The sequence below is a fragment of the Alteriqipengyuania flavescens genome (assembly GCF_030406725.1).
In the GTDB taxonomy this organism is placed as follows: Bacteria; Pseudomonadota; Alphaproteobacteria; order Sphingomonadales; family Sphingomonadaceae; genus Alteriqipengyuania_B; species Alteriqipengyuania_B flavescens.
In genome coordinates this window covers 2,354,084-2,378,521 of the sequence record NZ_CP129107.1, presented here as the reverse complement: position 1 = coordinate 2,378,521, position 24,438 = coordinate 2,354,084, and the positions used below count along the sequence as shown (strand labels likewise).

The window sequence follows — 24,438 nt, the reverse complement described above, 5'->3', positions numbered from 1 at the left end:
GTTCCATCTAAATTACTGACAGGCAACAAAAAAGGCGGCCCCACGAGGCCGCCTTTCGTGTTCGGTATGATACCCGATCAGCGCGAATAGAATTCGACGACCAGGTTCGGTTCCATCGTGACCGGGTAGGGCACTTCGTCGAGCTTCGGCACGCGGGTGAACGTCACCTTGTCGGTGCCGTCGGCCACGACGTAGTCCGGGATTTCGCGCTCCGGCAGGCTCTGCGCCTCGATGACCAGCACCATGTCCTTGGCCTTGTCGCCCAGGCTGATGACGTCGTTCACGAAGCAGCGTCGGCTGGCGATGTTGCACTTCACGCCGTTCACGCGGATGTGGCCGTGGCTGACCAGCTGGCGGGCGGCGAAGATCGTCGGCGCGAACTTGGCGCGATAGACGATCATGTCGAGCCGCTGTTCCAGCAGGCCGATCAGGTTCTGGCCGGTGTCGCCCTTCATCGAGGACGCTTCCTTGTAGGTGCGGCGGAACTGCTTTTCGGTCACGTCGCCGTAGTAGCCCTTCAGCTTCTGCTTGGCGCGCAGCTGCAGGCCGAAGTCCGACATCTTGGACTTGCGACGCTGACCGTGCTGGCCGGGGCCGTAGGACCGCTTGTTGACCGGGGAATTCGGGCGACCCCAGATGTTTTCACCCATCCGGCGGTCGAGTTTGTACTTGGCGCTCTTGCGCTTCGACATAGGTCTTTCCTTCGATTTGCTGGATTGCCCCTGCGGCAACCGTTCAACCCGGCACTGCACCGACGGACCGTTCCGTCCGCCGCGGCCACCGCTTCACCGGGGTGCGGGACCAATCGGAGGGATGCCGCAAGGGCACACCGCCGAAGTGAAGCGCGCGCATAGCAGGACCGCGCGCACAGTCAAGAATTACCGCTCAGGTATCGTGCGGCGTATCGGGCGGGACGAAGTCGTCCTGCCGCCACACCGGGTTCTCCGGCTCCAGCGGCCGCCGTTCGATGCCTTCGAGATAGCCGAAGAACGTCGCAATCCGGCGTTCTTCCGCATTCGCGATTGCCTTGCGCCCATGCATGAAGCGGCTGTTGTCGAGCAGCAGTATGTCGCCCTGCTGCCACGCGTGCGAATAGGTGAGGCGGCGCGCGGTGCTGCGGATTTCGTCCAGCCAGTCGTCGGGGAAGGGCTTGCCGTCGAGCGAGGGGAAGTTCGGCAGGCGCAGATAATCGCGCGCGAACATCACGAAATTGGCAAAGGCGGGCTCGTCCTGGAACAGCGTGGGTTCGAACACCGGGCGGATGAAACCGCGCAGGATCTGGCCCTGTGGCTTGCGAAAGAAATAGGGGCACGACGGCGGCGGGTTTTCCATCTGCTCCCGACCCGGCGTTTCGGTGCCGAGCCAGAACTTGAGCAGGGCAGGGGACGCGGGCTGTATGTAGTAAAGCTTGCTGCCTTCCAGCGCCTGGCGGATTTGCGCGGGCATCTGCCGCACGATCTCGATCCCGTCGCAGATATTGGTCTGGCCGCCGACGCCGGGCGGATTGATGCAGCCGAACATGGCGAGATCGGGTCGCCACGGCTCCCGCGAAAGTTCCGGGTGGAGCGGGAAGGGATCGCTGCCGAGATTGACCGATTGCACGGCATTGCCCTCTGTCAACAATTGCCGGTTCGGGCTCTCGTTGAAAGACGAATGGCTGCACAGCATCCGGCTGAGCGCGGAAAAGCCTTCCAGCGAAGGCTTGAACCCGCGCAGCAGCACCGCACCGCTGGTTTCGATGGCGCTGCGGACCGCGCCCGTATCGACATCGGTCACGGGCTGGCCGTGTCCTTCGAACAGGGCGTAGGGCGTCGTCTGGGCTTCGGCAGTCGTCATGGCCGCGCTCTATAGTGCAGCGCGATGCCGCGTGCTAGGGCGGGCGCCATGGCGATTACACTCGAAACGCTGGCCAGCGATCCGGCGATCTATCTGTACGAATTCGATGGCGGCGACGGGGTGATCCAGCAGATGGACCGCAACCTGTTCCACAAGTCGATCTTTCTCGATGCGCGCATCCGCCACGGCGACCTGCCGCGCGGCCGGGTGCCATTGAAGGGCCTGCTGGAGAAATACGCCGGACCGCCGCTTTCGGAACGCCCCATCGGGTGGATCTTCCATGTCGCGCAATGCGGCTCCACCCTGCTGGCGCGCGCGCTCGACCATGTCGGGCGCAGCCTCGTGCTGCGGGAGCCTGCGGCCCTGCGCCGCCTCGGCGTGATGAAGGGCGCGGACGGTGCGGGCGATGCCGCGTTCGACCGCGCGCTCGACGTGACGCTGTCGATGCTGGGCAAGCGCTGGGACGCGGGCACGCCGGTGGTGGCGAAGGCCAACGTGCCGGTGAACTTCATCCTCGATGATGTCATGCGCCGCGCGCCCGACGCGCCGGCCATCGCGCTGCATTATCCGCTTTCGACCTATGTCGCGGCGATCCTGCGTACGCCCGGCCATGTCGAATGGACCGAACGCGTGTTCGGCGAGCTGCGCCTTGGCGCGCGCTATGCTGCGCCAAGCGCTGCCCACAAGGCGGCGGCGCTGTGGTTTGGGCAGATGAAGGTGTTCGAAAGCGCAATCGATGCGTATGGCAACGTGCATTCGCTCGATGCCGCGTGGTTCCTCGACCATCCGGCCGAGACCATCGAGGCCGCGGCCCGCCTGTTCGGCGTTTCCCTGCGCGAAGGAGAGGCGGCAGAGATCGCGGACGGCGAACTCTTCGCCAGCTATTCGAAAAACCCCGCGCTCGATTACGACCCCGAAGTGCGGGTCGCCCGCGATGCCGAGGCGAAAGAGCGCCTGCGCGGCGAAATCGCCGAAGCGCGCGCGTGGGTGGAAAAGGCGAAGGAGGAAAGCGGGCTGGCCGACCAGCTGGGTCGCCCGCTCGTCGGGCCGGGCACCGACCTGGTGGACTAGCGTGACGCTTCTTCGTCGCGCGGCGGCTTGCCGAGCGATGACAACACCCCGCGCATCGTGCGCACCTCCAGGTGGTTCCAGCCCGGCTTCGTGAGCATCCCGCGCAGGGTCAGGCGGGTGGCTTCCGCCCGGCTTTCGGGCAGGAAATAGCCGCGCGGCGCCAGCAGGTCCTCGAAATGGGCGATCATCCCTTCAAGCTCGGCCTGCGGGGCCGGCGGCAGGGCTTCCTCGTCCGTGGGCTGGACCAGGCCGGTCTGTTCGCGTGCGACCTTCGACCATTCGTACGCGCACAGGATTACCGCCTGCGCGAGGTTGAGCGATCCGAATTCGGGATTGATCGGCACCGTCAGGATCGTCCGGGCGAGCGCGACATCGGCCGTCTCCAGCCCAGAGCGTTCCGGCCCGAACAGGATGGCGCAGCGCCCCTCGGCACCGGCCATGTCGCGCGCTGCCTCCTCCGGCGTGTGGACCGGCTTGGTCACGCCGCGCTTGCGCACCGTCGTCGCCCAGACGTGGCTGCAATCCGCCACCGCCTCTGCCGTGGTGGCATAGACCTTCGCGTCGGCCAGGACCCGGTCCGCACCGGCGGCGGCAGGCCCGGCAAAGGGGTTGGGCCAGCCATCGCGCGGCTCCACCATCCTGAGCTCGGTCAGCCCGAAATTGAGCATGGCGCGCGCGGCCTTGCCGATATTCTCGCCCAGCTGCGGGCGGACAAGGACGATGACCGGCTGGCTATTCACTCGCGGCATCGCGCCCGCCGGCTTCCTGGATCGCGCTGGCGAACTCCTCGAAATCGCGCGCCTCGCTGAAGTCGCGATAGACGGAGGCGAAGCGGATATAGGCCACGCTGTCGAGCTGGCGCAGGCCTCCCATCACCATTTCGCCGATGCGGTGGCTGGGGATCTCGCTCTCGCCCGCCGTTTCCACCTGGCGCTGGATACCGGACACGAGCTGGTCGATCTGTTCGCGGCTGACATCGCGCTTGCGGCAGGCGAGGCTGACCGAATGTTCCAGCTTGGACCGGTCGAAAGCTTCGCGCCGGTCACCGCTTTTCACGATTGTCACCTCGCGCAATTGGACACGTTCGAAGGTGGTGAAGCGCGCGCCGCAACTGCCGCACTGGCGCCGGCGACGGATCGCGCCGCCGTCTTCCGCCGGGCGCGAATCCTTTACCTGGGTGTCGTCATGGGCGCAGAACGGGCAGCGCATGGCTCAGCGGCCGGGATAGACCGGGAAGGCTGCGCACATTTCGGCGACCTTGCCGCGCACGCGCTCTTCCACCTGGCCGTCGCCATCCTCGCCATTGCGGGACATGCCATCCACGACTTCGCAGATCAGCTTGCCGACTTCGCGGAATTCGTCCGTGCCGAAGCCGCGCGTGGTCCCTGCCGGGGTGCCGAGGCGGATGCCGCTGGTCACGAAGGGGCTGCGCGTGTCGAACGGGATGCCGTTCTTGTTGCAAGTGAGCCAGGCGCGGTCGAGGCCCTTTTCCGCCGCCTTGCCCGTCACGTCCTTGGGCGTGAGGTCGACGAGCATGGAGTGGTTGTCCGTGCCGCCGGAAACGACGCGCAGGCCGTGCTCCTCGATACTGGCGGCGAGCGCGCGGGCGTTCTCGACCACGTTTTTGGCGTAGTCCTTGAATTCGGGGCGCAGCGCCTCGCGGAAAGCCACGGCCTTGGCCGCCACGACATGCATCAGCGGGCCGCCCTGCATGCCGGGGAAGACCGCCATGTTGATCTTCTTGGTCAGGTCCTCGTCGTTCCACAGGATGACGCCGGAACGCGGGCCGCGCAGGCTCTTGTGCGTGGTCGTCGTCACCACGTGGGCGTGCGGGAAGGGGGATGGGTGCGCGCCGCCCGCGACGAGGCCGGAAATGTGGCTCATGTCGCACAGCAGCCAGGCACCGATCTCGTCGGCGATCTCACGGAAGCGCGGGAAGTCCCAAGTGCGCGAATAGGCGGTGCCGCCGCAGATGATCAGCTTCGGCTTGTGCTCGCGCGCGGTTTTGGCGACCGCGTCCATGTCGATCAGCTCGTCGTCCTTGCGCACGCCGTAGCTGACCGGGTTGAACCACTTGCCGCTCATGTTGACGGGGCTGCCGTGGGTCAGGTGGCCGCCGGAATTGAGGTCGAGCCCCATGAAGGTGTCGCCCGGCTCCAGCAGGGCCAGGAACACCGCCTGGTTCATCTGGCTGCCGCTGTTGGGCTGGACGTTGGCGAATTCGCAGCCGAACAGCTTCTTGGCCCGCTCGATCGCCAGCGTTTCGACCACGTCGGCATAGTCGCAGCCGCCGTAGTAGCGCTTGCCGGGATAGCCCTCGGCATATTTGTTGGTGAACACGCTGCCGGTCGCTTCGAGCACGGCCGTGGAGGCGATGTTCTCGCTGGCGATCAGTTCGATCTTGTCCTGCTGTCGCGCGAGTTCGTTGCGAACCGCGGCGTAAACCTCCGGGTCGGCCTGTTCGAGCGTGTCGTTCCAGAAACGGTTGTCGGTCATGCGGTCCCTGCAAGGTTCGGATTGGAGAGTTTGTCGACGCGGCGCTGGTGGCGGCCGGTGCCATTAGGAAGAGAATCGGCGAATTCGGTTTCGAGAAAGGCGGTGAGGCAGGCTTTCGCCATGTCCACACCCGTCAGGCGAGCGCCCATGGCGATGCAGTTCGCATCGTTATGCTCGCGGGCGAGGGCGGCGCTGAGCGGCTCCGACACCAGCGCGCAGCGCACCGCGGGGTTGCGATTGACGCTCATCGAAATGCCGATGCCGCTGCCGCACAGGGCGACACCGCGCTCCGCCGCGCCATCGGCCACGACGCCGGCCAGCCTGTAACCGAAGTCCGGATAATCGACACTGTCCGCACTGTCGGGCCCGAGGTCGGCGACTTCGTGGCCCTGTTCGATCAGCCAGTCGCGCAGGACGCTCTTGAGGTCGATGGCGGCATGGTCGGAGGCGATGGCGATTTTCATGGCGCCGCCATAGGGAAGGGGGACGATTCGCGCGACCCCGCGCGGCAAACAATCCAGCGATATCGGGTCGCAATGGCGCCAAGAACAGGAAAGCCCCGGCACCGCTAGGGTGTCGGGGCTCCTGAAGCGTGCCTCCCGAAGAGGCTTCTTCATAACCAGTCGATTTTTACATCGTCTGATACACTACCAATGACCGGGCGCGGAAAGCGTTCCCGAAAAATTTACTGGTCGAGGAAACTGCGCATTTTGCGGCTGCGGCTGGGGTGCTTCAGCTTGCGCAGCGCCTTGGCCTCGATCTGGCGGATACGTTCGCGGGTCACGCTGAACTGCTGGCCGACCTCTTCCAGCGTGTGGTCGGTATTCATGCCGATGCCGAAGCGCATGCGCAAAACGCGCTCCTCGCGCGGGGTGAGGCTGGCAAGCACGCGGGTGACGGTTTCCTTGAGGTTCGCCTGGATCGCGGCATCCACCGGGATGATGGCGTTCTTGTCCTCGATGAAATCGCCGAGGTGGCTGTCCTCCTCGTCGCCGATGGGCGTTTCGAGGCTGATCGGCTCCTTGGCGATTTTCATCACCTTGCGAACCTTCTCGAGCGGCATCGACAGCTTCTCGGCCATCTCTTCCGGCGTCGGTTCGCGGCCTTGGTCGTGGAGGAACTGGCGGCTCGTGCGGACCAGCTTGTTGATCGTCTCGATCATGTGGACCGGGATGCGGATCGTGCGCGCCTGGTCGGCGATCGAGCGGGTAATCGCCTGCCGGATCCACCACGTGGCATAGGTGCTGAACTTGTAGCCGCGGCGGTATTCGAACTTGTCGACCGCCTTCATCAGGCCGATGTTCCCTTCCTGGATCAGGTCGAGGAATTGCAGCCCGCGGTTGGTGTATTTCTTGGCGATCGAGATCACCAGGCGCAGGTTCGCCTCCACCATCTCGCGCTTGGCGATGCGGGCCTCGCGCTCGCCTTTCTGTACCATGTTCACGATACGGCGGAATTCCGGCAGCGCCATGCCGGTCTGGCTGGCGATATCGGCGATTTCGGTGCGGATGCGATCGACGGCATCGGCCTCGCGCTCCGCAAAGGCCGCCCATTTCTTGTCCTTCTTCGCCTTCTCGGCAATCCAGCTGTCGTCGAGCTCGTTGCCGACATAGGCGTCGAGAAAGTCCATCCGCTTGATTTTGTGCCGTTCGGCGAGGCGCAGCATCTGGCCGCCCAGCGCGGTCAGGCGGCGGTTGAAGGCATAGAGGTTGTCGACCAGGAATTCGATCTTGGTCGCGTGGAACTGCATGCTTTCCACCTCGGCGGTCAGTTCCTCGCCCAGGCTTTCGTACTTGCGTTCCTTCGCCGCCGGCAGCTGTTCGCCGCGGCCGAGCGTCTCGACGCGTTCCTTCTGCAGCTTCTCGAACTTCTTGAACAGCGAGGTAATGCGCGCGAACCGTTCGATGGCATCGGGCTTCAACGCCGCTTCCATCTGGGCGAGGGACATGGTGTTGTCCTCTTCCTCGTCGTCGTCCTTCTTCTTGGACGAACCTTCGCCGTCCTCGTCGGCGCCGTCGTCCTCGTCGTCGCTGTCGTCGTCATCGTCGTCACGGATGGTCGGACCGGCGGTCTCTTCCGAGATTTCGCCGTCGTCCTTATCGTCTTCGGCGTCGTCGTTGAGCTTGTCGGCTGGCGGTTCCTTGGACAGCATCGCGTCGAGATCGAGGATCTCGCGCAGCTGCATTTCCTCGGCATTCAGGGCTTCGGACCAGTGGATGATGGCGTGGAAGGTGATCGGGCTCTGGCACAGGCCGATGATCATCGTGTCGCGCCCGGCCTCGATCCGCTTGGCGATGGCGATTTCGCCCTCGCGGCTGAGCAGCTCGACCGCGCCCATTTCGCGCAGGTACATGCGGACCGGATCGTCCGTCCGCTCCACCGTTTCCTTCTTCTTGGCCTCGGGGACGTTCTTCTTTTCCCCGTCCTGGATTTCCTCGACCTCGGACGCGGCTTCCTTGGCGGCTTCCGCTTCCTCGTCGCTTTCGACCACGTTCACGCCCATGTCGTTGAGCGCGCTCATTACGTCCTCGATCTGCTCCGAAGACATCTGGTCCTGCGGCAAGGCTTCGTTGAGCTCGTCATAGGTGACGTGCCCCTTCTTCTTCGCCTTGGTGATCAGCTTCTTGATCGACGCTTCGTTGAGGTCGATCAGCGGTGCGTCTTCGGTCTGCTTGGTTCTCGCGTCGGAGGCCATATGTCCCGTTCAATCCATTCGTTCGTCGCTGGCACTGTCGGCTTTGTCCAGGTTGCCGGAGCCAGTTTCTGTGTCACTCCCGCCGGCATCCGCGCTGTTCGCGGCACGCTTGCGGGCCAAATCTTTCAGCCGCTGATCGAATTCGGCGAGCAGGCGGCGGATGCGCTGCTGCTCGGCAAAATCCGCATCCTCCAGGGACGATTCGAACCGCGCCGTGGATGCCGCCAGGGCTTCCTCCAACGCGGGCCGATCGACCAGAAGGGCGACGGCTTCGGCTAGGTCCTCGGCGGCGGCTTGCGGATCTTGTCCTTCCATCAGGAAGGTGAAACGGGCGTTCGTATCCGGCAGCGTTTCGAGGCGCTCGCTTAGCGTTATGGTGTCATCGCCATTTATTTCAAGCGATTCCGCCGAGTCGAGAAAAGTTTCGATCGCCTGTGCCATGTTGGCATCGCCCGGGCGGTACCGGGCGAGGGCATCCACGTGCCGCGAAATCTGCGCCGGATGCCGCAACAAGCCTGCCACGACCGCCCGGCCGAGCGTGTCCCGGCTGCCGTTGATTGCGCGCTGCAGGCGGCCGGCAACGGCACGATCCATGGGGCGCGGGGCGGCGTTGCGGTTCCATCCGCTGCCGCCGCGCGCACCGGGTCCGCGCGGAATGAACGGCCGCTCCGGCCGCGGCGGATATGCGAAATTGCCGAACCGCTCCAGCCATTCGCGCCGGTAGAGCGCCTTGATATCCGGGTGCTCGATCGTCTCGGCATGGTCCATCAGCCGCGCCTTCAGGCTGGCCTTGTCCTCCGGGCTGTCGAGCGGGCCGGCGGCAAGCTCGGTCTCCCAGATCAGCTCGAGCAGCGAACGGGGCTGGGCAATCAGCCGCTCCATCGCACCGGCACCGCCCTGTTTCACCACGTCGTCCGGGTCCTTGCCGGCGGGCAGGGTAACGAAGCACAGACTGTGGCCGGGGCGAAGCAGGGGCAGGGCGCGCACCGCCGCTTTCATTGCCGCCCGCTGGCCTGCGGCATCGCCGTCGAAACACAGGATGGGCCGATCGACCAACTGCCACAGCCGCTCGATCTGCCGTTCGGTCAGCGCCGTGCCGAGCGGGGCTACCGCTTCGGGAAGACCGGCGGCGGCCAGTGCGACCACGTCCATGTAGCCTTCCACCACCAGCACCCGCCCGCTCTTGCGTGAAGCCGGCCCGGCGCGGTGGAGATTGTAAAGCGTCGAGCCCTTGTCGAAGAGCGAAGTCTCCGGCGAATTCAGGTATTTCGGGGCGTTTGTGTCGCCCGTGTCGAGGATGCGGCCACCGAAGGCGATCACCCGCCCGCGCGCATCCTGGATCGGCAGCATCAATCGCGCGCGAAAGCGGTCGTAAGGCTCCTTGTCCTCGACCGAGATCTGCATCCCGGCATCGACCAGCATCGCCCGGTCGAAATCCGCCAGCGCTTCCCTGATGCCCTGTCGGCTGTCGGGCGCGTAGCCGAAGCCGAATTCCTCGCTCGTCTTCGCATCTATCCCGCGCGCGTCGAGATATTGCCGCGCGGCGGCACCTTTCTCACCCAACAGATTGGCGCGAAACCAGTTTTGCGCGGCGGAGGTGACGTCATGAAGGCTGGCGCGTTCCTCCGCCCGCTGTGCGGCGCGCGGATCCGGCGCGGGCACTTCCATCCCGGCGACGGCGGCGAGCTCCTTCACCGCGTCCATGAACGGCAAGCCCTGCTGGTCGGTCAGCCAGCGGATCGCGTCGCCATGGGCCTGGCAGCCGAAGCAATGGTAGAAGCCCTTGGCGTCGTTGACGTAGAAGCTGGGCGTCTTCTCGTCATGAAACGGGCAGCACGCCTTGAATTCGCGCCCGGCACGCGTAAGCTTCGTCGTCCGCCCGATCAGCGTCGACAGCGTGATCCGCGCACGCAGTTCGTCCAACCATTGGGGAGAAAGCGCCATCGCGGCTTAATGGCGCGGCGGGGGCGTGAAGCGCAAGCCCGTCAGCGGGCTTCCGAACCACATTCGTCGCCGGGCTCGCGGCTGTCGAGCGGATGGGTGCCTTGCCAGAACAGCGTCACGGTCTCCCCGCGGGTCCAGACATCGCCAAGGCGCCGCTCCAGCACCAGCTCGTCGCGGATACAGGCGAGCGAGAAGGCGCCGTCGTTGCCCAAGGCCGCGCGCGCCTCGCCATAGGAGAAGCCGCCGATGCCGTTGAAGCCGGTGCGGCGCACGTACTGGCCGACGGCCTCCGTGCTACCGGCCCCGAACGGGGTGAGGGTGGCGATGTAAGTCACCTCCACCCCGGCAGGCGGGGCGAGGGGGTCGCACGGGCGCACGTCGATGGGGCAGGCGACATAGACTTCGCGCATCACCCCGCGATCCGCCTCCACCATGTATTCGGGCGGTGTCGTATCCGGCACACGCTTGCGCGGACCGAGCGCGACGCGGTCGAAATCGCGGGCGAGCACGTCGTACGTGTCGTCCGGTTCGTTCCCGACCACCGGCGCGCGGGTGTAACGCCCGTCGGTGAGGTCGGGGTAATCGCCCGCCGCGTCCACGAAATCGCGGCCCCGATCCGGATCGTAATCGCCGGTGGTGGCACAGGCGGTCGCCATCAGGCTGCACACGAGGATCGGGACGAGGCGTTTCATTATCCGGCAGGCTCCGCAGTGTCGTTGCACGCATTGCTAGCGCCGTTCGCGCCGCCCGGATAGGGGCCGGAGCCTACTGCATCGGTATAATTCGCCGTCAGTTGGTAGGCATCGGCCGGGCCGGACGGCGGCACGGTGCTCTGCCACCAGAAAGTGATCGGCTCGCGCGCTTCCCACTGGTCGCCGCCATCGCCGGCGGACACGGTCCAGACCAGCGCGCCGCCGTCGCAGGTGACGACCACGTCGGCCTTCTCGCCCACGGCTGCGATCGCTTCCGCCTTGGAGAAGCCGGCATTGCCGGTGAAGCCGGTCGCCGGGCGCGTCATGCGGAACGCGGTCGCCCGCTCGACATCGCTGGACGTGTTGCCCGCGCCGACCCCGGTGCTGCCGTCATTGTCCTCGCCCGGATAGACGATGTGGACATAGGTGTAGACGGTGCCGTCGGGCGCGGTCTTGGGGTCGCATTCCGGCATGCCGTTGGGGCAGGCGACATAGGATGTCATGTCGCCGAAATTGCCCGCCTCGTTGGAAATGGCCGCCTTCACTTCCGGCCCCTGCGGCCCTACGATCTTGGCGCCCAGCTGCAATTCGCCGAAGTCGCCCGCCTTCAGCGCCATGGCGGCCATCGCCGCTTCGCCATCGGTTTCGGGCGTTTCGAGGTCGGCGGCATCGCTGCCTTCGACGCCTTCCGGCTCGCTGGAGCAGGCGGACAGGGTCAGCCCGGCGGCGATCGCTGCTACGAGTGCGATATTCTTCACGACAAACTCTCCTTCACCCACCCGCTGGCCTTGCTCATGTCGAGCTCGGCGCCGTGCCGCTGTTTCAGTTCGGCCATCACGCGGCCCATGTCCTTCATCCCTTCGGCGCCCGTATCCGCCTTGATCCGGGCAATGGCCGCCTTGGTATCTTCTTCGCTCATCTGCGCGGGCAGGAATTCCTCGATCACCGCCAGCTCGGCCTGTTCCTGCTCGGCCAGTTCCGTGCGGCCGCCGGCCGTGTACATCTCGATGCTTTCGCGGCGTTGTTTCGCCATTTTCTGAAGAACTTCGGTTACCAGCGCATCGTCTTCCGGCTTCTTGTCGGCGGTGCGCAGCTCGATATCGCGGTCCTTCAGCTTCGCCTGGATCAGGCGCAGCGCGGCGGTGCGTTCCTTGTTGCGGTCCAGCATGGCGGACTTCGTGGCGGCCTGGATATCGTCCCTGATCATCGTAACTGTCGCTTTCCTGTGTGCCGCACGCTGTTCCGCGCGGCGAATCCTGTGGATGGTTTCCCCCGTCCTAGGCCAAGCAGGGGACATCGGGCAAAACTTTGCGCGACAACTTTGTCCAACTGTGCCGTTGACGAAGCCATGCTGCGGGTATAGCCGCCGACGCTTAGCGACATCGCCGGAAAACCCCTTACTCGGAGCGCCCCCTATGGCCCGTACCGCATCTTCACGCGCGCAACCTGCAGGGGCGACGGGAGTCCTCGTCATGGCCGACGGCACCATCCTGTGGGGCCACGGCATCGGCGCGGTCGGCAGCGCGGTGGGCGAAGTGTGCTTCAACACCGCGATGACCGGCTACCAGGAGGTGATGACCGATCCCTCCTACGCCGCGCAGATCGTCACCTTCACCTTTCCCCACATCGGCAATGTCGGGGTGAATGACGAGGATGTCGAAAGCGCGGTCGGCAGCGGCGTCGACAGCGCGGTCGGCTGCATCGTGCGCGAGGCGATCACGCCTGCCAGCAATTTCCGCAGCGGCGGGGAGTTCGGCGAATGGCTGGCGAAGCACGGCAAGATCGGCCTGTCGGGCATCGACACCCGCGCGCTGACCCGCCGCATCCGCACGGGCGGCGCGCCCAACGCGGTGATCGCCCACGACCCGCACGGGAATTTCGATCTCGACGCCCTGCTGGGCATGGCGCAGGACTGGCCGGGGCTGGAAGGCATGGACCTCGCCCGCATCGTCAGCCGCGAAAAGCAGGAACAATGGGGCGGCGGCAGCTGGACGCTCGGCAAGGGCTACGGCCGCGCCGCGTGGGCGGACGAGTGCGGCAAGACCAAGCCGCACGTCGTCGCCATCGATTACGGCAGCAAGGACAACATCTTCCGCAACCTGGTGAAAGCCGGCGCGAGAGTGACCGTGGTGCCCGCGCGCACGAGCCTGGAGGACGTGCTGGCGCACGAACCGGACGGCGTGTTCCTTTCCAACGGCCCCGGCGATCCGGCGGCGACGGGCGAATATGCGGTGCCGGTGATCAAGGGCCTGCTGGAACGCGACGTGCCGATCTTCGGCATCTGCCTCGGCCACCAGATGCTGGCGCTGGCAGCGGGCGCGAAGACGGTAAAGATGCACCAGGGCCACCGCGGCGCCAATCACCCCGTCCAGCGCGTTGGCGAAAGCTGGGGCGAAACGCAGGGACTGGTCGAAATCACCAGCATGAACCACGGCTTCGCAGTGGACGGCGACACGCTGCCCGACGGCGTGGAGCAGACCCACGTCTCGCTATTCGACGGCAGCAACTGCGGCATCGCGATCAGTGGCAAGAAGGCGTTCGGGGTGCAGTATCACCCGGAAGCGAGCCCGGGCCCGCAGGACAGCTTCTACCTGTTCGAGAAGTTTGTGGGGATGTTGGGGTGAGAGTGGCACCTGTGATCGGGATGCTAGCTTTTTCCGGATGCATGCAGGATCCCGCGACGGAGGACCAACTGCGAGTGGCACTCACCGATTGTGGCATTCATAAATTTGAGATCCGATCCGACTGGGAGGACCAACCTGCTTGGTATTTCTCACCGGCCACCGACGAAGTGAACGACGGTGACCTCGATTGTGTCCGAGATCAGCTGGGGAAGCACAACGCAAAAGCAAATTTTGTAGATCGCGAGGTTGCGGACGGGTATTCGGAGGTTCACGGTTCGTGATTTGTTTGAGAAACCACGAACTCGATTGCCGCGCGGGGAATGGTAGTGGATGGGCGTTCGCCAATGATGGTGCCGCACCGCTATTCAGGCATCAAAACCGGATAAAAGTCTCGATGCTGAAGCGAAACTTGGGGACTCGTGGATGACCTATGAGGCGCCTCGTTTCCCAAAACTCGCAGGAAAGGGCTTTGCACTATTTGTGATCGCCGCTCTGGCGGTTGTGGCCGTCGCGTCCATTTACCGTCGAGTGGCACCGCGAATTGCGGCAGAACCTGCCTATAGCGCAATCATCGATTGTCAGGATCGCCACAACGTCAAGATAGAATGGGAAACTCCTCCAGGCGGATATTTCGACACGGATTACGGGCACTTTTACGCAAGAAGCGAACCCGAAGTGGAAACAGCGAAATGCATCCTCAGAAATGCGTCCAATTTTGTCGAAAAGGACCACCGCGATGTCCGTTGCAATGACCCGACAGCGCCGTTCGTAATTGCTCGAATGATCAGCGGTACGCACATCCTGCCACCGCAGCACGACATCTCATTCCACCGAGTCCGGTGTCCTTCTGAACAATTAAAACTTTTGCCTCCAGTGAACGGATAAAAATGCCCAAACGCACCGACATTTCCTCCATCCTCGTCATCGGCGCGGGGCCTATCGTTATCGGGCAGGCGTGCGAGTTCGATTACTCCGGTACGCAGGCAATCAAGGCGTTGAAAGAGGAGGGGTACCGGGTAATCCTGGTCAACTCCAACCCGGCCACGATCATGACCGATCCGGAGTTTGCGGACGCGACCTATGTCGAGCCGATCACGCCGGAAATCGTCGCCAAGATCATCGAGAAGGAGCGGCCCGACGCGGTGCTGCCCACGATGGGCGGGCAGACGGCGCTCAATTGCGCGCTGGCGCTGTTCAACGACGGCACGCTGGAACGGCTGGGCGTGCAGATGATCGGCGCCGATGCCGAAGCCATCGACAAGGCCGAAGACCGCCAGAAATTCCGTGCGGCGATGGACAAGATCGGGCTGGAAAGCGCGCGCAGCGGCATTGCACACACTGTCGAAGAAGCCTTCGAAGTGCTTGAAAGAACGGGCCTTCCCGCCATCATCCGGCCCAGCTTCACGCTTGGCGGGACCGGCGGCGGCGTGGCTTACAACCGGGCCGAGTTCGAAAGCATCGTGCGCGGCGGGCTCGACGCCAGCCCCACCACCGAAGTCCTGATCGAGGAATCGCTCCTCGGCTGGAAGGAATACGAGATGGAGGTCGTGCGGGATCGCAACGACAACTGCATCATCGTGTGCTCGATCGAGAATGTCGATCCGATGGGCGTCCACACTGGCGATTCCATCACCGTCGCGCCGGCGCTGACGCTGACCGACAAGGAATACCAGATCATGCGGACCGCCAGCATCAACGTGCTGCGGGAAATCGGCGTGGAAACAGGCGGTTCGAACGTACAGTTCGCAGTCAATCCCAAGGATGGCCGCCTGATCGTGATCGAGATGAACCCGCGCGTCTCGCGCAGTTCCGCGCTCGCGTCCAAGGCCACGGGCTTTCCCATCGCCCGCGTCGCGGCGAAGCTGGCCGTAGGCTACACGCTGGACGAGATCACCAACGAGATCACAGGCGCCACGCCCGCCAGTTTCGAGCCGACCATCGACTATGTCGTGACCAAGATCCCGCGCTTCGCCTTCGAGAAGTTCAAGGGATCGAAGAACGAGTTGTCCACCGCGATGAAGTCGGTCGGCGAAGTCATGGCCATCGGTCGCAATTTCCAGGAATCGATGCAGAAGGCGCTTCGCGGCCTCGAAACCGGGCTCGACGGGTTCAACCGCGTGCTAAAGCTGGAAGGGACGAGCCGCGAGGTCATCACCGCCGCGCTTTCGAAAGCGACGCCCGACCGCCTGCTCAATGTCGCGCAGGCTTTCCGCGAAGGGCTGACGCTGGACGAGATCCACGCTGTCACCCATTACGACCCGTGGTTCCTGCGCCAGATCGAGGCGATCATCTACGAAGAGCGGATGATTGCGCATAACGGCCTGCCGAACACGGCGGAGGAACTGCGCCGCCTGAAATCCATGGGCTTTTCCGACCGCCGTCTCGCCACTCTGGCCGTGCGTTCCGTCGGCGTGGCGGGGGGGCTCGCGGAAACGCAGGCGAAGCGCAGCGGGCTGCTGCACGATGCCTTGCGCGCCATGGCCGGCGCCACCAGCGCAGAGGAAGTGCGCAAGCTGCGCTACAAGCTGGGCGTGCTGCCCGTGTTCAAGCGCATCGACAGCTGCGCCGCCGAATTCGAGGCGATCACGCCCTATATGTACTCGACCTACGAAGCGCCGTCCTTCGGGGAGGCAGAGGACGAGGCGAACCCGAGCGATCGCAAGAAGGTGGTGATCCTCGGCGGCGGCCCGAACCGGATCGGGCAGGGCATCGAGTTCGATTACTGCTGCGTCCACGCCTGTTTCGCGCTGGAGGAAGACGGGTTCGAGACCATCATGGTCAACTGCAACCCGGAAACCGTCTCCACCGATTACGACACCTCCGACCGCCTCTATTTCGAGCCGCTGACAGATGAGGACGTGCTGGAAATCCTGCGCGTCGAGATGTCGGAGGGCGAGCTTGCGGGCGTAATCGTGCAGTTCGGCGGGCAGACGCCACTGAAGCTGGCGCAGGCGCTGGAGGATGCGGGGATCCCGATCCTGGGCACCAGCCCCGATGCCATCGACCTTGCCGAAGACCGCGAACGCTTCGCCAAGCTGGTCAACAAGCTGAAGCTGAAGCAGCCCGCGAACGGTATCGCCCGCAGCCGCGACGAAGCCGCCGCGGCGGCCGCACGGATCGGCTATCCCGTGCTGCTGCGCCCGTCCTATGTCCTCGGCGGTCGCGCGATGGAGGTGGTCGACAGCGAACCGCAGCTCGACGACTATATCGAAAATGCGGTCAATGTGTCGGGCGACAGCCCGGTGCTGGTGGACCAGTACCTGCGCGATGCCATCGAATGCGATGTCGACGTGCTGTGCGATGGCAGCGAGGTCCGCATCGCGGGCGTGATGCAGCATATCGAGGAAGCCGGCGTGCACTCGGGCGATAGCGCCTGCACCATCCCGCCTTACAGCCTGCCCGCCGAAATCGTCGAGGAAATGGAACGGCAGGCAGAGGCGCTTGCCATCGAGCTCGGCGTGGTCGGGCTGATGAACGTGCAATTCGCGGTGAAGGCCAGCGTCCGCGAGGACGGCACTAAAGAACACGAAGTCTACCTGATCGAGGTCAACCCGCGCGCGAGCCGCACGGTGCCGTTCGTCGCCAAGGCCATCGGCCAGCCCATCGCCAAGTGGGCCGCGCGCATCATGGCGGGCAAGAAATTGTCGGATTTCCCCGCCGTGCGCCGCGATCTCGACTACATGGCGGTGAAGGAAGCCGTCTTCCCCTTCGCCCGTTTCCCCGGCAGTGACCCGGTGCTCTCGCCCGAAATGCGCTCCACCGGCGAGGTGATGGGGATCGACCGCGATTTTCCCACCGCCTTCCGCAAATCGCAGATCGGGGCCGGCATGATACTGCCGACAAGCGGCACCGTGTTCGTATCGGTCAAGGACAGCGACAAGCAGGTGATACTAGATCCCGTCAAGTCATTGATATCGCTTGGTTTCGATGTGTTAGCGACAGGCGGCACGCAAAGCTTCCTCGCGCAGGCGGGTCTGTCCGTAACACGGGTCAACAAGGTGGCCGAAGGGCGCCCCCATATCGTCGACCGGATTATCGACGGCGAAGTGGCGCTGATCATCAACACCACCGAAGGCTGGCAGTCGCTGAAGGACTCGCAGTCGATCCGCGCCAGCGCGCTCGACAGCAAGGTCCCGTACTACACGACCGCCGCCGCCAGCGCCGCCGCGGTGCAGGCCATCGCCGCAGCGCGCGACGGCCAGCTTGAAGTTCGGCCGCTTCAGGACTATTACAGCACCGACGGATAGAGATTTTCCCCGACAAACCGGACCGCAGGGCCGCACCCTTCATGGGAGCGGGCAGGGCGGTTTTGACACGGATGTGCGGGGGCGAGAGAGAAAGACGGACCATGGAAAAAGTGCCGATGCTCGCCGAAGGGTACGAGCAGATCACCGCCGAACTGAAGGCGCTGCGCGCCGAACGTCCGAAGATCGTCGACGCGATCGAGGAAGCGCGCGCCCATGGCGACCTCTCAGAAAACGCGGAATACCATGCCGCGAAGGAACGCCAGGGCCAGGTCGAAGCCATGATCGGCGACTTGGAAGACCGTGTCAGCCGGGCGCAGATCATCGACCCGACTTCGCTGTCGGGCGACAAGATCGTGTTCGGCGCCACCGTCACCCTGCTGGACGAAGACGACAAGCCGGTTAAGTACCAGATCGTCGGCCAGACCGAGGCCGACGCGAAGAAGGGGCGCATCAGCTACAGCTCGCCGCTGGGCCGCGCGCTCATCAGCCGGCAGGTCGGCGACGAGATCGAAGTGACCGTGCCGAGCGGCGACAAGTTCTACCTCGTCGAGAAGATCGAGTTCATCTGAGGCACCAGCCTCTGGGGAAACTAAAAGGGCTGCCGGAAGCGATCCGGCAGCCCTTTTTCGTGTCCACCGGTTAACGGTCAGACCTCTACGTCCGGTTCGAACAGCTTGTGCAGGTGAACGATGACGTACTTCATCTCCGCATCGTCGACCGTGCGCTGGGCCTGGCCGCGCCATGCCTCGACCGCGTCGTCGTAGCTGCGGAACACGCCCACCACGTGAATGCTTTCCGGATCCTTGAAGTCGTGGCCGCGCGGGTCGTTCACGCGCCCGCCCATTACCTGGTAAAGTTCCTGATCGGCCATCGGGCCACCTTCCTGTCCGTTGTTCGGTTTTAATGCGCGCCATACGAAATTCCCCGCCGCAGGCAAGGCCCGGACGGGGAAATTCGATTGCAATCAGCCCGCGCAGGCTGCACGTTCAGCGCTGGAAATAGCGACCTGCACGTTCGATCGACCGGCGCGAACCCTTGATTGCCCGGCGGCCCATCAGGCGCGAACGATCACTGGCGTCGGCAGCACGGAACTTGGCAGCACGGCCGAGGTGGCGCGCTTCGTAACCAGCGCGATCACCCAGATCATCGAGCGACTGCAATCCGCTGCGACCGGCTTCGCTGATCGAGGCGAGAGCTGCTTCGCCATATTCCATGACCGCATCGGCCGCGAGCGCGGCCAGAGCGGCCCCGCGGCGTCCCGCCCGGCGGGTCGGCGAATTGCGGAACAGCGCCGAGATCGCGATGCCCGCAACAACCGCGCCTGCCACCACCGTCAGCGGGTTCTTCTTGGTGTACTCGACCGCCGCATCGCGGGCTTCTGCCAGCTGGTCGGTGAAGCTGGTTTCCTGCCGACGCTCGAAGTCGGCTTCTCCGGCTTCGATACGTGCACGGATCGCCGCGCGCTTTTCCTCTTCGGTCATGGCGGCTTCGTTGGCGGCGGCGTCGTTGTCGGAAACTACGGTCAGGTTGCTCATGGTGTCCTCTGGGCAAGTGTTTGTGATATCTACCAAACCAATGCGCCCACGGTCAGTATTGTTCCGCTTCGTCCCACCCGTCGTCGCGCGCGCCGCGCTCCTCGTCCGATCCGCCTTCGTCATCTCCGAAAAGCCAGTCGATGAGCGGGTTGCGGAAGAGGTAGAGAAGCAGCGCGCCAAGGGCTGCACCGATCACGCCCTTGTTGTCGCCCGCCATTTCCAGCGCTTCGTTGGCCATGTCGACCGCGCTCTTGCCGATGCGTGCGCCGATGCGTTCACCCACGCCGCGATTAGCGAGATCGCCGCGGACCTGGGCGACATCGGCGGAAAAGAGCGCTTTGGCGGAATCGCGCATTGCGCGGTCTTCGACGAATTGTCGTTCCAGCGGGGTCATGGCTTGTCCTGCGATATGGCACGGGAGACGCGGCCGGCATGGCCGCCGGCGATGAAACCGCAGATGGCGCACAGCACCAGCCATACCGCCACGACGACTGCCGTTGCGCCGATCGGCCCGATCCTAGGGATCAGGAGCAGGACGCCCCCCACGGTCAGCCCGATAAGGCCAAAGAAAAGGCAGAGCACTGCCAGCAGGCCGAACACGGCCGCGCGGCCCGAATGCTTGCCGGCATAGCGTGCGCGGGTCTTCTGGTACTGCAACTCCGCGTCAAGGTAGGTCTTGCCGTCGGAAATCAACGCGCTGACATCGTCGAACAGCGAGCCGTCGTGGCTGCCGTCGCCTGCTTCGTCGTCGTAAGCGGACACAGGGGAAGCCCCCGCCGTTTCCGGCAGGGGCTCTCCATTTATCTGGTCGGTCTGTGGTTGGTCCACGCTCTTGTTACCCAACCGCTTAACGGCGGAAAAGGCGCGAGATCATGTAACCGCCGAAAGCGGCGAGACCGACTGCAAGGCCGGGGCTCTTGCGGACGAATTCGCGGGCATCCTCGGCTAGCTCGTCCAGTTCCTTCTGCTCCAGCTTGGCGGAGGTTTCCTGCAGGCTGCGCGAGGCAGAGCGGGCATAATCGCCGTATTTCGCACCGAGCTTCTCGTCTACCACGCTGGCATTTTCGGAAACCAGTCGGCCAAGGCCGGACAAAGCGTCGCTGGCGGCAGTCTTGCCGTCCTGCGCGAGGCCGCGAGCCTTGGTCTTCGCTTCGGCGCTCAGGTCGCTGCTCTTCGACTTGCCCTGTTCACGATAACCCGCTGCGCGGACCTTCGCTTCATCACGCAGGGCGGCAGCGCCTGCCTTGGCTTCGTCGATCGCCTTGGAAAACCGGGCCTTGGCTTCTGCCTTGTTGGGCGAGGTTTCCGCCATCGTGTCGACGCTGGTCGCTTCGACGGTTTCCACCTTCGGGGCCTTGGTGGTGCGTGTTTTCGGGGTGGTCGCGGAGGTATCGGCCATTGTCTAATCCTTTCGTCCCGGAACGGGTTCTTGTTTTCGTGTGCGCTGTGGGACGCGGCCCGCGCAGACGGTTGTCATCATAGCAACGGTGCTTGCGACGAATTGTTCCGGCCCCTAGACGGCGCAAAACCCCATAACGGAGATGCCCTTGCCATGACCGCAATCCTCGACATCCACGCCCGCGAAATCCTCGACAGCCGGGGCAATCCCACGCTGGAGGTCGACGTATTGCTCGAAGACGGCTCGTTCGGCCGCGCGGCAGTCCCCTCGGGCGCCTCGACCGGCGCGCATGAGGCGGTGGAACTGCGTGATGGCGACGACGACCGCTATCTCGGCAAGGGCGTGCTCAAGGCGGTGAAGGCCGTCAACGAGGTCATCTCCGAGAGGATCATGGGTCTTGATGCCGAAGACCAGCGCGAAATCGACCTCGCCATGATCGAGCTCGACGGGTCCGACAACAAGGGCAACCTGGGCGCGAATGCGATCCTCGGCACCAGCCTCGCGGTGGCCAAGGCGGCAGCGGACGCCCGCGGCCAGCCGCTGTATTCCTATATCGGCGGCGTGGCCGCGCACCTTCTGCCCGTTCCGATGATGAACATCATCAACGGCGGCGAACATGCCGACAACGCGATCGATATCCAGGAATTCATGATCATGCCGACCGGCGCCGGCAGCCTGGCCGAAGCGGTTCGCTGGGGCGCGGAAGTCTTCCATACGTTGAAGAAGGAACTGACGCAGGCCGGCCTGTCCACCGCTGTGGGTGACGAAGGCGGTTTCGCGCCGCAGATCGGCGGTACGCGCGAAGCGCTGGACCTGATCATGAAGGCGATCGAACAGGCCGGCTTCACGCCGTGGAAGGACATCGTCCTCGCGCTCGATTGCGCGGCGACCGAATTCTTCCGCGACGGCAAGTACCACCTGAAAGGCGAGGGCGCCTCGCACGATCCGGTCGCATTCGCAGACTACCTTGCCCAGCTCACCGACGCCTATCCCATCCGGTCGATCGAGGACGGCATGAGCGAGGACGACTTCGAAGGCTGGAAGGCGCTGACCGAGAAAATCGGCAAGAACGTCCAGCTGGTGGGCGACGACCTGTTCGTGACCAATCCGGCGCGGCTTCGTGAAGGCATCGACAAGGGGCTGGCCAATTCCCTGTTGGTGAAAGTCAACCAGATCGGCACTTTGACCGAGACCCTGGACGCGGTCAGCATCGCCCAGCGCGCCGGCTATACCGCGGTGATGAGCCACCGTTCGGGCGAAACCGAGGACGCGACGATCGCCGACCTCGCGGTTGCGACCAACTGCGGCCAGATCAAGACCGGCAGTCTCGCCCGCTCCGACCGGCTCGCCAAGTACAACCAGCTAATCCGCATCGAGGAAGAGCTGGGCGATTGCGCGGTCTACGCCGGCTACGAGGCCTTCGCGAAATTCGATTGAGCGCGGCGCCCGCTATCGGCTCAACAGCAGCGTCACCACGCCTGCGAACATGACCACGCCGCCCACGATCTTGTAGCGGTCCGGACGCTCGCCAAGGAACAGGACGGCAATGGCCAGCGCGAACAGGATCGAACTTTCGCGCAAGGGGGCGAGGCGGGGCACGTCGCCCGTGGCATAGGCGACCATGGCGAGGCCGTAGCCGACCACGCCTGCCGCGCCTGCTGTCGCGCAGCTTTTCCAGCGTTTTTACGCATAGGTCACGAAGGCGCGGCCCCGCCACGCTCCGAACACTGCCCCGATACCGAAGCCGAGCACGAAGAATGCCCAGGCGATGTAGCTCATGGTCGTAGGCGCAGCGCGGACGCCGCCCGCGTCGAGCACCGTGTAGATGGCCACGGCGATACCGGGTGAGCAGCGACCAGGACAGCGCCGGCGCTGTCAGGTTCTTGCGGTTCATGCTGAGGAAGATGCCGGTAGTGACCGCGCAAATCGACGCGAATACCGGCGCGGTGCCACGCATGACTGGATAGCTCGCGCTCATGTCGGCGACTTCGAACGCTTTCACCAGCGCAAGGAAATAAACGCAGTGGACTACGAAAGAACCGAGCAACCAACCCCATGCGCCGTACGGTTGATCAGCGCACGACTCGCAAGCTTGTCGGGCCCCGATTTCAGGACCGCATTGACCGAGGCGTGGATCGCCCCCGACACGATCATCAGCAGGGCGGCGATCTCCGGCATATGGGGGTTCAGCCGAAACGCGACCTGAGATCGAACAGTGTTAGCGCCGCCTTTGCGGCCTCTCCGCCCTTGTCCTTCTGCGCCTTATCCGCCCGGACGACAGCCTGCTCCTCGTTCTCGACCGTGAGGATGCCGTTGCCGATGGCGATGCCGTCCATCGTCAGCGCCATGATCGCCCGCGCGCTTTCGCCCGCCACGATCTCGAAGTGATAGGTCTCCCCGCGAATGACGACGCCGATGGCGACGTATCCGTCGTACTGGCCGCTCTCCGCCGCCAGCACGATGGCGCCGGGAATTTCGAGCGCGCCGGGGACGGTGAGGACCTCGACCTCATGCCCGGCAGCCTCCAGCGCGGATCGCGCGCCGTCGACCAGCATGTCGTTGAGGTGGCCGTAGAACCGCGCTTCGACGATAAGGAACTTCGCCATCAGTCTTCTCCTGCGATCGGCCGCTCGCCGACGATGTTGAGGCCGTAGCCTTCGATGCCCACGACGTTACGGTGCGAATTGCTGAGCAGCGTCATGTCCGTGACACCGAGGTCGGCGAGGATCTGCGCGCCGATGCCGTACTGCCGCAGCTCCGCATCGGGATGGGGCCGGCCGCCGCGCATCGTATCGACTTCGCGCGGCTTGATGAGAAGGACGATGATGCCCGCGCCTTCCCGGCCGATTTCCTCCATCGCCCGCTGCAGGATGCGCTTGCGCGGCCCCGGCCGGCCCATCATGTCGTCGAGGATCGAGAGCGTGTGGACGCGGGCGAGGGTGGGCTTGCCCGCTTCGACCCGGCCTTTCTGCAGGACGAAACTTTCGCTGCCGTCGACCGTGTTGCGATAGGTAAAGAGCGTCCAGTTGCCACCATAATCGGATTCGAACGGGCTTTCGGCAACGCGCTCGACCAGGTGGTCGTTGCGGTGGCGGTATTCGATCAGGTCGCGGATCGTGCCCATCTTCAGGCCGTGCTTCCGGGCGAATGCGACCAGGTCGTCCATCCGCGCCATCGTGCCGTCGTCCTTCATGATCTCGCAGATCACGCCGGAGGGATTGAGCCCGGCGAGGCGCGAGATGTCGACCGCCGCTTCCGTGTGACCGGCGCGGACCAGCACGCCGCCGTCGCGCGCCACCAGCGGGAAGACATGGCCGGGCGTGACGATCTCGGTCGGACCCTTGGTGCTGTCAATGGCGACCGAGATGGTGCGCGCGCGGTCGGCCGCGCTGATGCCGGTGGTGACGCCTTCGCGCGCTTCAATGCTGACGGTAAAGGCCGTTTCGTGCCGCGAACCGTTGGACCGGCTCATCAGTTCGAGGCCGAGGCGTTCGGTCCGGTCCCTGGTCAGGCTGAGGCAGATGAGGCCGCGGCCGTGGGTGGCCATGAAATTGATCGCGTCCGGCGTAGCCATTTGCGCGGGGATGACGAGATCGCCCTCGTTCTCGCGGTCCTCGTCATCCACCAGCACGAACATGCGGCCATTGCGGGCCTCGGCGATGATCTCTTCGATCGGCACGAGGACAGGCGTGTCGTCATTCGCTTCGATGAAAGCCTGGAGCTTGTTCAGCGTGTCCTGCGTCGGGTTCCAGTCCGCACTGGTAGCATCGCGCAGGGTATTGGCGTGAAGACCCGCCGCCCGGGCGAGGCCGGAGCGGGACATATCGCCGTTCTCGATAAGGGAACGGACTCGAGCGATGGTTGCGTTTTCCATGCCCTGCGTCTCACATTAAAATGTG

The 24,438-nt window shown here is 64.5% G+C and carries 26 protein-coding genes and 1 pseudogene; 6 read left to right on the top strand and 21 right to left on the bottom strand.

All coding sequences use genetic code 11. The features are described from left to right. Positions 1–77: 77 nt before the first annotated feature. Both rpsD and QQW98_RS12150 read right to left on the bottom strand, forming a co-directional pair. Positions 78–692: a 30S ribosomal protein S4 gene (gene rpsD, locus QQW98_RS12155; RefSeq protein ID WP_290135200.1), complete on the bottom strand. Its 615-nt coding sequence runs from the start codon at positions 690–692 to the stop codon at positions 78–80. A 193-nt stretch (positions 693–885) separates the two neighbouring features. Further along, positions 886–1,836, bottom strand: a complete 951-nt coding sequence (locus QQW98_RS12150; RefSeq protein WP_290135199.1) for a TauD/TfdA family dioxygenase — start codon at positions 1,834–1,836, stop codon at positions 886–888. A 48-nt stretch (positions 1,837–1,884) separates the two neighbouring features. Between QQW98_RS12150 and QQW98_RS12145 the strand changes: the two genes are divergently transcribed. Further along, on the top strand, positions 1,885–2,907 hold the full coding sequence (locus QQW98_RS12145; protein ID WP_290135198.1) for a hypothetical protein: 1,023 nt from the start codon (positions 1,885–1,887) through the stop codon (positions 2,905–2,907). Here QQW98_RS12145 and QQW98_RS12140 read toward each other — a convergent pair. The 9 genes from QQW98_RS12140 to QQW98_RS12100 all read right to left on the bottom strand — a co-directional run bounded on the left by QQW98_RS12140 (position 2,904) and on the right by QQW98_RS12100 (position 11,941). After that, positions 2,904–3,656 (bottom strand): RNA methyltransferase, encoded by a 753-nt coding sequence (locus tag QQW98_RS12140; protein ID WP_290135197.1) that lies wholly within the window; start codon positions 3,654–3,656, stop codon positions 2,904–2,906. The two genes, QQW98_RS12145 and QQW98_RS12140, sit on opposite strands and share 4 nt — an antisense overlap. Beyond that, positions 3,640–4,116, bottom strand: a complete 477-nt coding sequence (gene nrdR, locus QQW98_RS12135; RefSeq protein WP_290135196.1) for a transcriptional regulator NrdR — start codon at positions 4,114–4,116, stop codon at positions 3,640–3,642. Before nrdR ends, QQW98_RS12140 begins: the two co-directional genes overlap by 17 nt. Before the next feature lie 3 nt (positions 4,117–4,119). Beyond that, entirely contained in the window at positions 4,120–5,403 is a 1,284-nt protein-coding gene (glyA, locus tag QQW98_RS12130; protein ID WP_290135195.1) for a serine hydroxymethyltransferase, read from the bottom strand. Next, entirely contained in the window at positions 5,400–5,867 is a 468-nt protein-coding gene (locus QQW98_RS12125; RefSeq protein ID WP_290135194.1) for an RpiB/LacA/LacB family sugar-phosphate isomerase, read from the bottom strand. The genes glyA and QQW98_RS12125 overlap by 4 nt, the downstream gene beginning before the upstream one ends. Before the next feature lie 221 nt (positions 5,868–6,088). Beyond that, entirely contained in the window at positions 6,089–8,098 is a 2,010-nt protein-coding gene (rpoD, locus tag QQW98_RS12120; RefSeq protein WP_290135193.1) for an RNA polymerase sigma factor RpoD, read from the bottom strand. Between the two features lie 9 nt (positions 8,099–8,107). Continuing rightward, positions 8,108–10,042 carry a DNA primase gene (gene dnaG / locus QQW98_RS12115; protein WP_290135192.1) on the bottom strand — a complete coding sequence of 645 codons (1,935 nt, stop codon included), beginning with the start codon at positions 10,040–10,042 and terminating at the stop codon, positions 8,108–8,110. A 41-nt stretch (positions 10,043–10,083) separates the two neighbouring features. Next, a complete protein-coding gene (locus QQW98_RS12110) occupies positions 10,084–10,734 on the bottom strand; it encodes a hypothetical protein (protein ID WP_290135191.1) in 651 nt (216 codons plus the stop codon). Then, entirely contained in the window at positions 10,734–11,492 is a 759-nt protein-coding gene (locus QQW98_RS12105; RefSeq protein WP_290135190.1) for a hypothetical protein, read from the bottom strand. The genes QQW98_RS12110 and QQW98_RS12105 overlap by 1 nt, the downstream gene beginning before the upstream one ends. After that, positions 11,489–11,941, bottom strand: a complete 453-nt coding sequence (locus QQW98_RS12100; RefSeq protein WP_290135189.1) for a GatB/YqeY domain-containing protein — start codon at positions 11,939–11,941, stop codon at positions 11,489–11,491. Before QQW98_RS12100 ends, QQW98_RS12105 begins: the two co-directional genes overlap by 4 nt. Positions 11,942–12,149: 208 nt before the next feature. Between QQW98_RS12100 and carA the strand changes: the two genes are divergently transcribed. The 4 genes from carA to greA all read left to right on the top strand — a co-directional run bounded on the left by carA (position 12,150) and on the right by greA (position 18,174). Then, positions 12,150–13,358 carry a glutamine-hydrolyzing carbamoyl-phosphate synthase small subunit gene (gene carA, locus QQW98_RS12095; protein WP_290135188.1) on the top strand — a complete coding sequence of 403 codons (1,209 nt, stop codon included), beginning with the start codon at positions 12,150–12,152 and terminating at the stop codon, positions 13,356–13,358. A 423-nt stretch (positions 13,359–13,781) separates the two neighbouring features. Beyond that, positions 13,782–14,243, top strand: a complete 462-nt coding sequence (locus tag QQW98_RS12090; protein ID WP_290135187.1) for a hypothetical protein — start codon at positions 13,782–13,784, stop codon at positions 14,241–14,243. A 2-nt stretch (positions 14,244–14,245) separates the two neighbouring features. Next, entirely contained in the window at positions 14,246–17,605 is a 3,360-nt protein-coding gene (gene carB, locus QQW98_RS12085) for a carbamoyl-phosphate synthase large subunit (protein WP_290135186.1), read from the top strand. 71 nt (positions 17,606–17,676) lie between these two features. Further along, positions 17,677–18,174 carry a transcription elongation factor GreA gene (greA, locus tag QQW98_RS12080; protein WP_290136939.1) on the top strand — a complete coding sequence of 166 codons (498 nt, stop codon included), beginning with the start codon at positions 17,677–17,679 and terminating at the stop codon, positions 18,172–18,174. A 77-nt stretch (positions 18,175–18,251) separates the two neighbouring features. Here the strand turns inward: greA and QQW98_RS12075 are convergent, their stop codons facing one another. The 5 genes from QQW98_RS12075 to QQW98_RS12055 all read right to left on the bottom strand — a co-directional run bounded on the left by QQW98_RS12075 (position 18,252) and on the right by QQW98_RS12055 (position 20,539). Next, positions 18,252–18,476, bottom strand: a complete 225-nt coding sequence (locus QQW98_RS12075; protein WP_290135185.1) for a DUF4170 domain-containing protein — start codon at positions 18,474–18,476, stop codon at positions 18,252–18,254. 115 nt (positions 18,477–18,591) lie between these two features. Further along, entirely contained in the window at positions 18,592–19,140 is a 549-nt protein-coding gene (locus tag QQW98_RS12070) for a hypothetical protein (RefSeq protein WP_290135184.1), read from the bottom strand. A gap of 52 nt (positions 19,141–19,192) precedes the next feature. Further along, positions 19,193–19,534, bottom strand: coding sequence for a hypothetical protein (locus QQW98_RS12065; protein WP_290135183.1), 342 nt, complete (start codon positions 19,532–19,534; stop codon positions 19,193–19,195). After that, positions 19,531–19,902 carry a phage holin family protein gene (locus tag QQW98_RS12060; protein WP_290135182.1) on the bottom strand — a complete coding sequence of 124 codons (372 nt, stop codon included), beginning with the start codon at positions 19,900–19,902 and terminating at the stop codon, positions 19,531–19,533. Before QQW98_RS12060 ends, QQW98_RS12065 begins: the two co-directional genes overlap by 4 nt. An 85-nt stretch (positions 19,903–19,987) precedes the next feature. Then, positions 19,988–20,539 carry a hypothetical protein gene (locus tag QQW98_RS12055; protein ID WP_290135181.1) on the bottom strand — a complete coding sequence of 184 codons (552 nt, stop codon included), beginning with the start codon at positions 20,537–20,539 and terminating at the stop codon, positions 19,988–19,990. Positions 20,540–20,692: 153 nt separating this feature from the next. On the opposite strand from QQW98_RS12055, the gene eno reads away from it, so the two are divergent. Next, entirely contained in the window at positions 20,693–21,976 is a 1,284-nt protein-coding gene (gene eno, locus QQW98_RS12050) for a phosphopyruvate hydratase (RefSeq protein WP_290135180.1), read from the top strand. A 12-nt stretch (positions 21,977–21,988) separates the two neighbouring features. Here eno and QQW98_RS12045 read toward each other — a convergent pair. The 5 genes and pseudogenes from QQW98_RS12045 to ribB all read right to left on the bottom strand — a co-directional run. Then, positions 21,989–22,207 (bottom strand): annotated as a pseudogene (locus tag QQW98_RS12045) (EamA family transporter); the annotation flags it as partial. Positions 22,208–22,222: 15 nt separating this feature from the next. After that, positions 22,223–22,372, bottom strand: coding sequence for a hypothetical protein (locus QQW98_RS12040; RefSeq protein ID WP_290135179.1), 150 nt, complete (start codon positions 22,370–22,372; stop codon positions 22,223–22,225). A 195-nt stretch (positions 22,373–22,567) separates the two neighbouring features. Beyond that, positions 22,568–22,717, bottom strand: coding sequence for a hypothetical protein (locus tag QQW98_RS12035; protein WP_290135178.1), 150 nt, complete (start codon positions 22,715–22,717; stop codon positions 22,568–22,570). A gap of 8 nt (positions 22,718–22,725) precedes the next feature. Beyond that, entirely contained in the window at positions 22,726–23,145 is a 420-nt protein-coding gene (ribH, locus tag QQW98_RS12030; protein ID WP_290135177.1) for a 6,7-dimethyl-8-ribityllumazine synthase, read from the bottom strand. Next, positions 23,145–24,413 carry a 3,4-dihydroxy-2-butanone-4-phosphate synthase gene (ribB, locus tag QQW98_RS12025; RefSeq protein ID WP_290135176.1) on the bottom strand — a complete coding sequence of 423 codons (1,269 nt, stop codon included), beginning with the start codon at positions 24,411–24,413 and terminating at the stop codon, positions 23,145–23,147. Before ribB ends, ribH begins: the two co-directional genes overlap by 1 nt. Between the last annotated feature and the right edge of the window lie 25 nt (positions 24,414–24,438).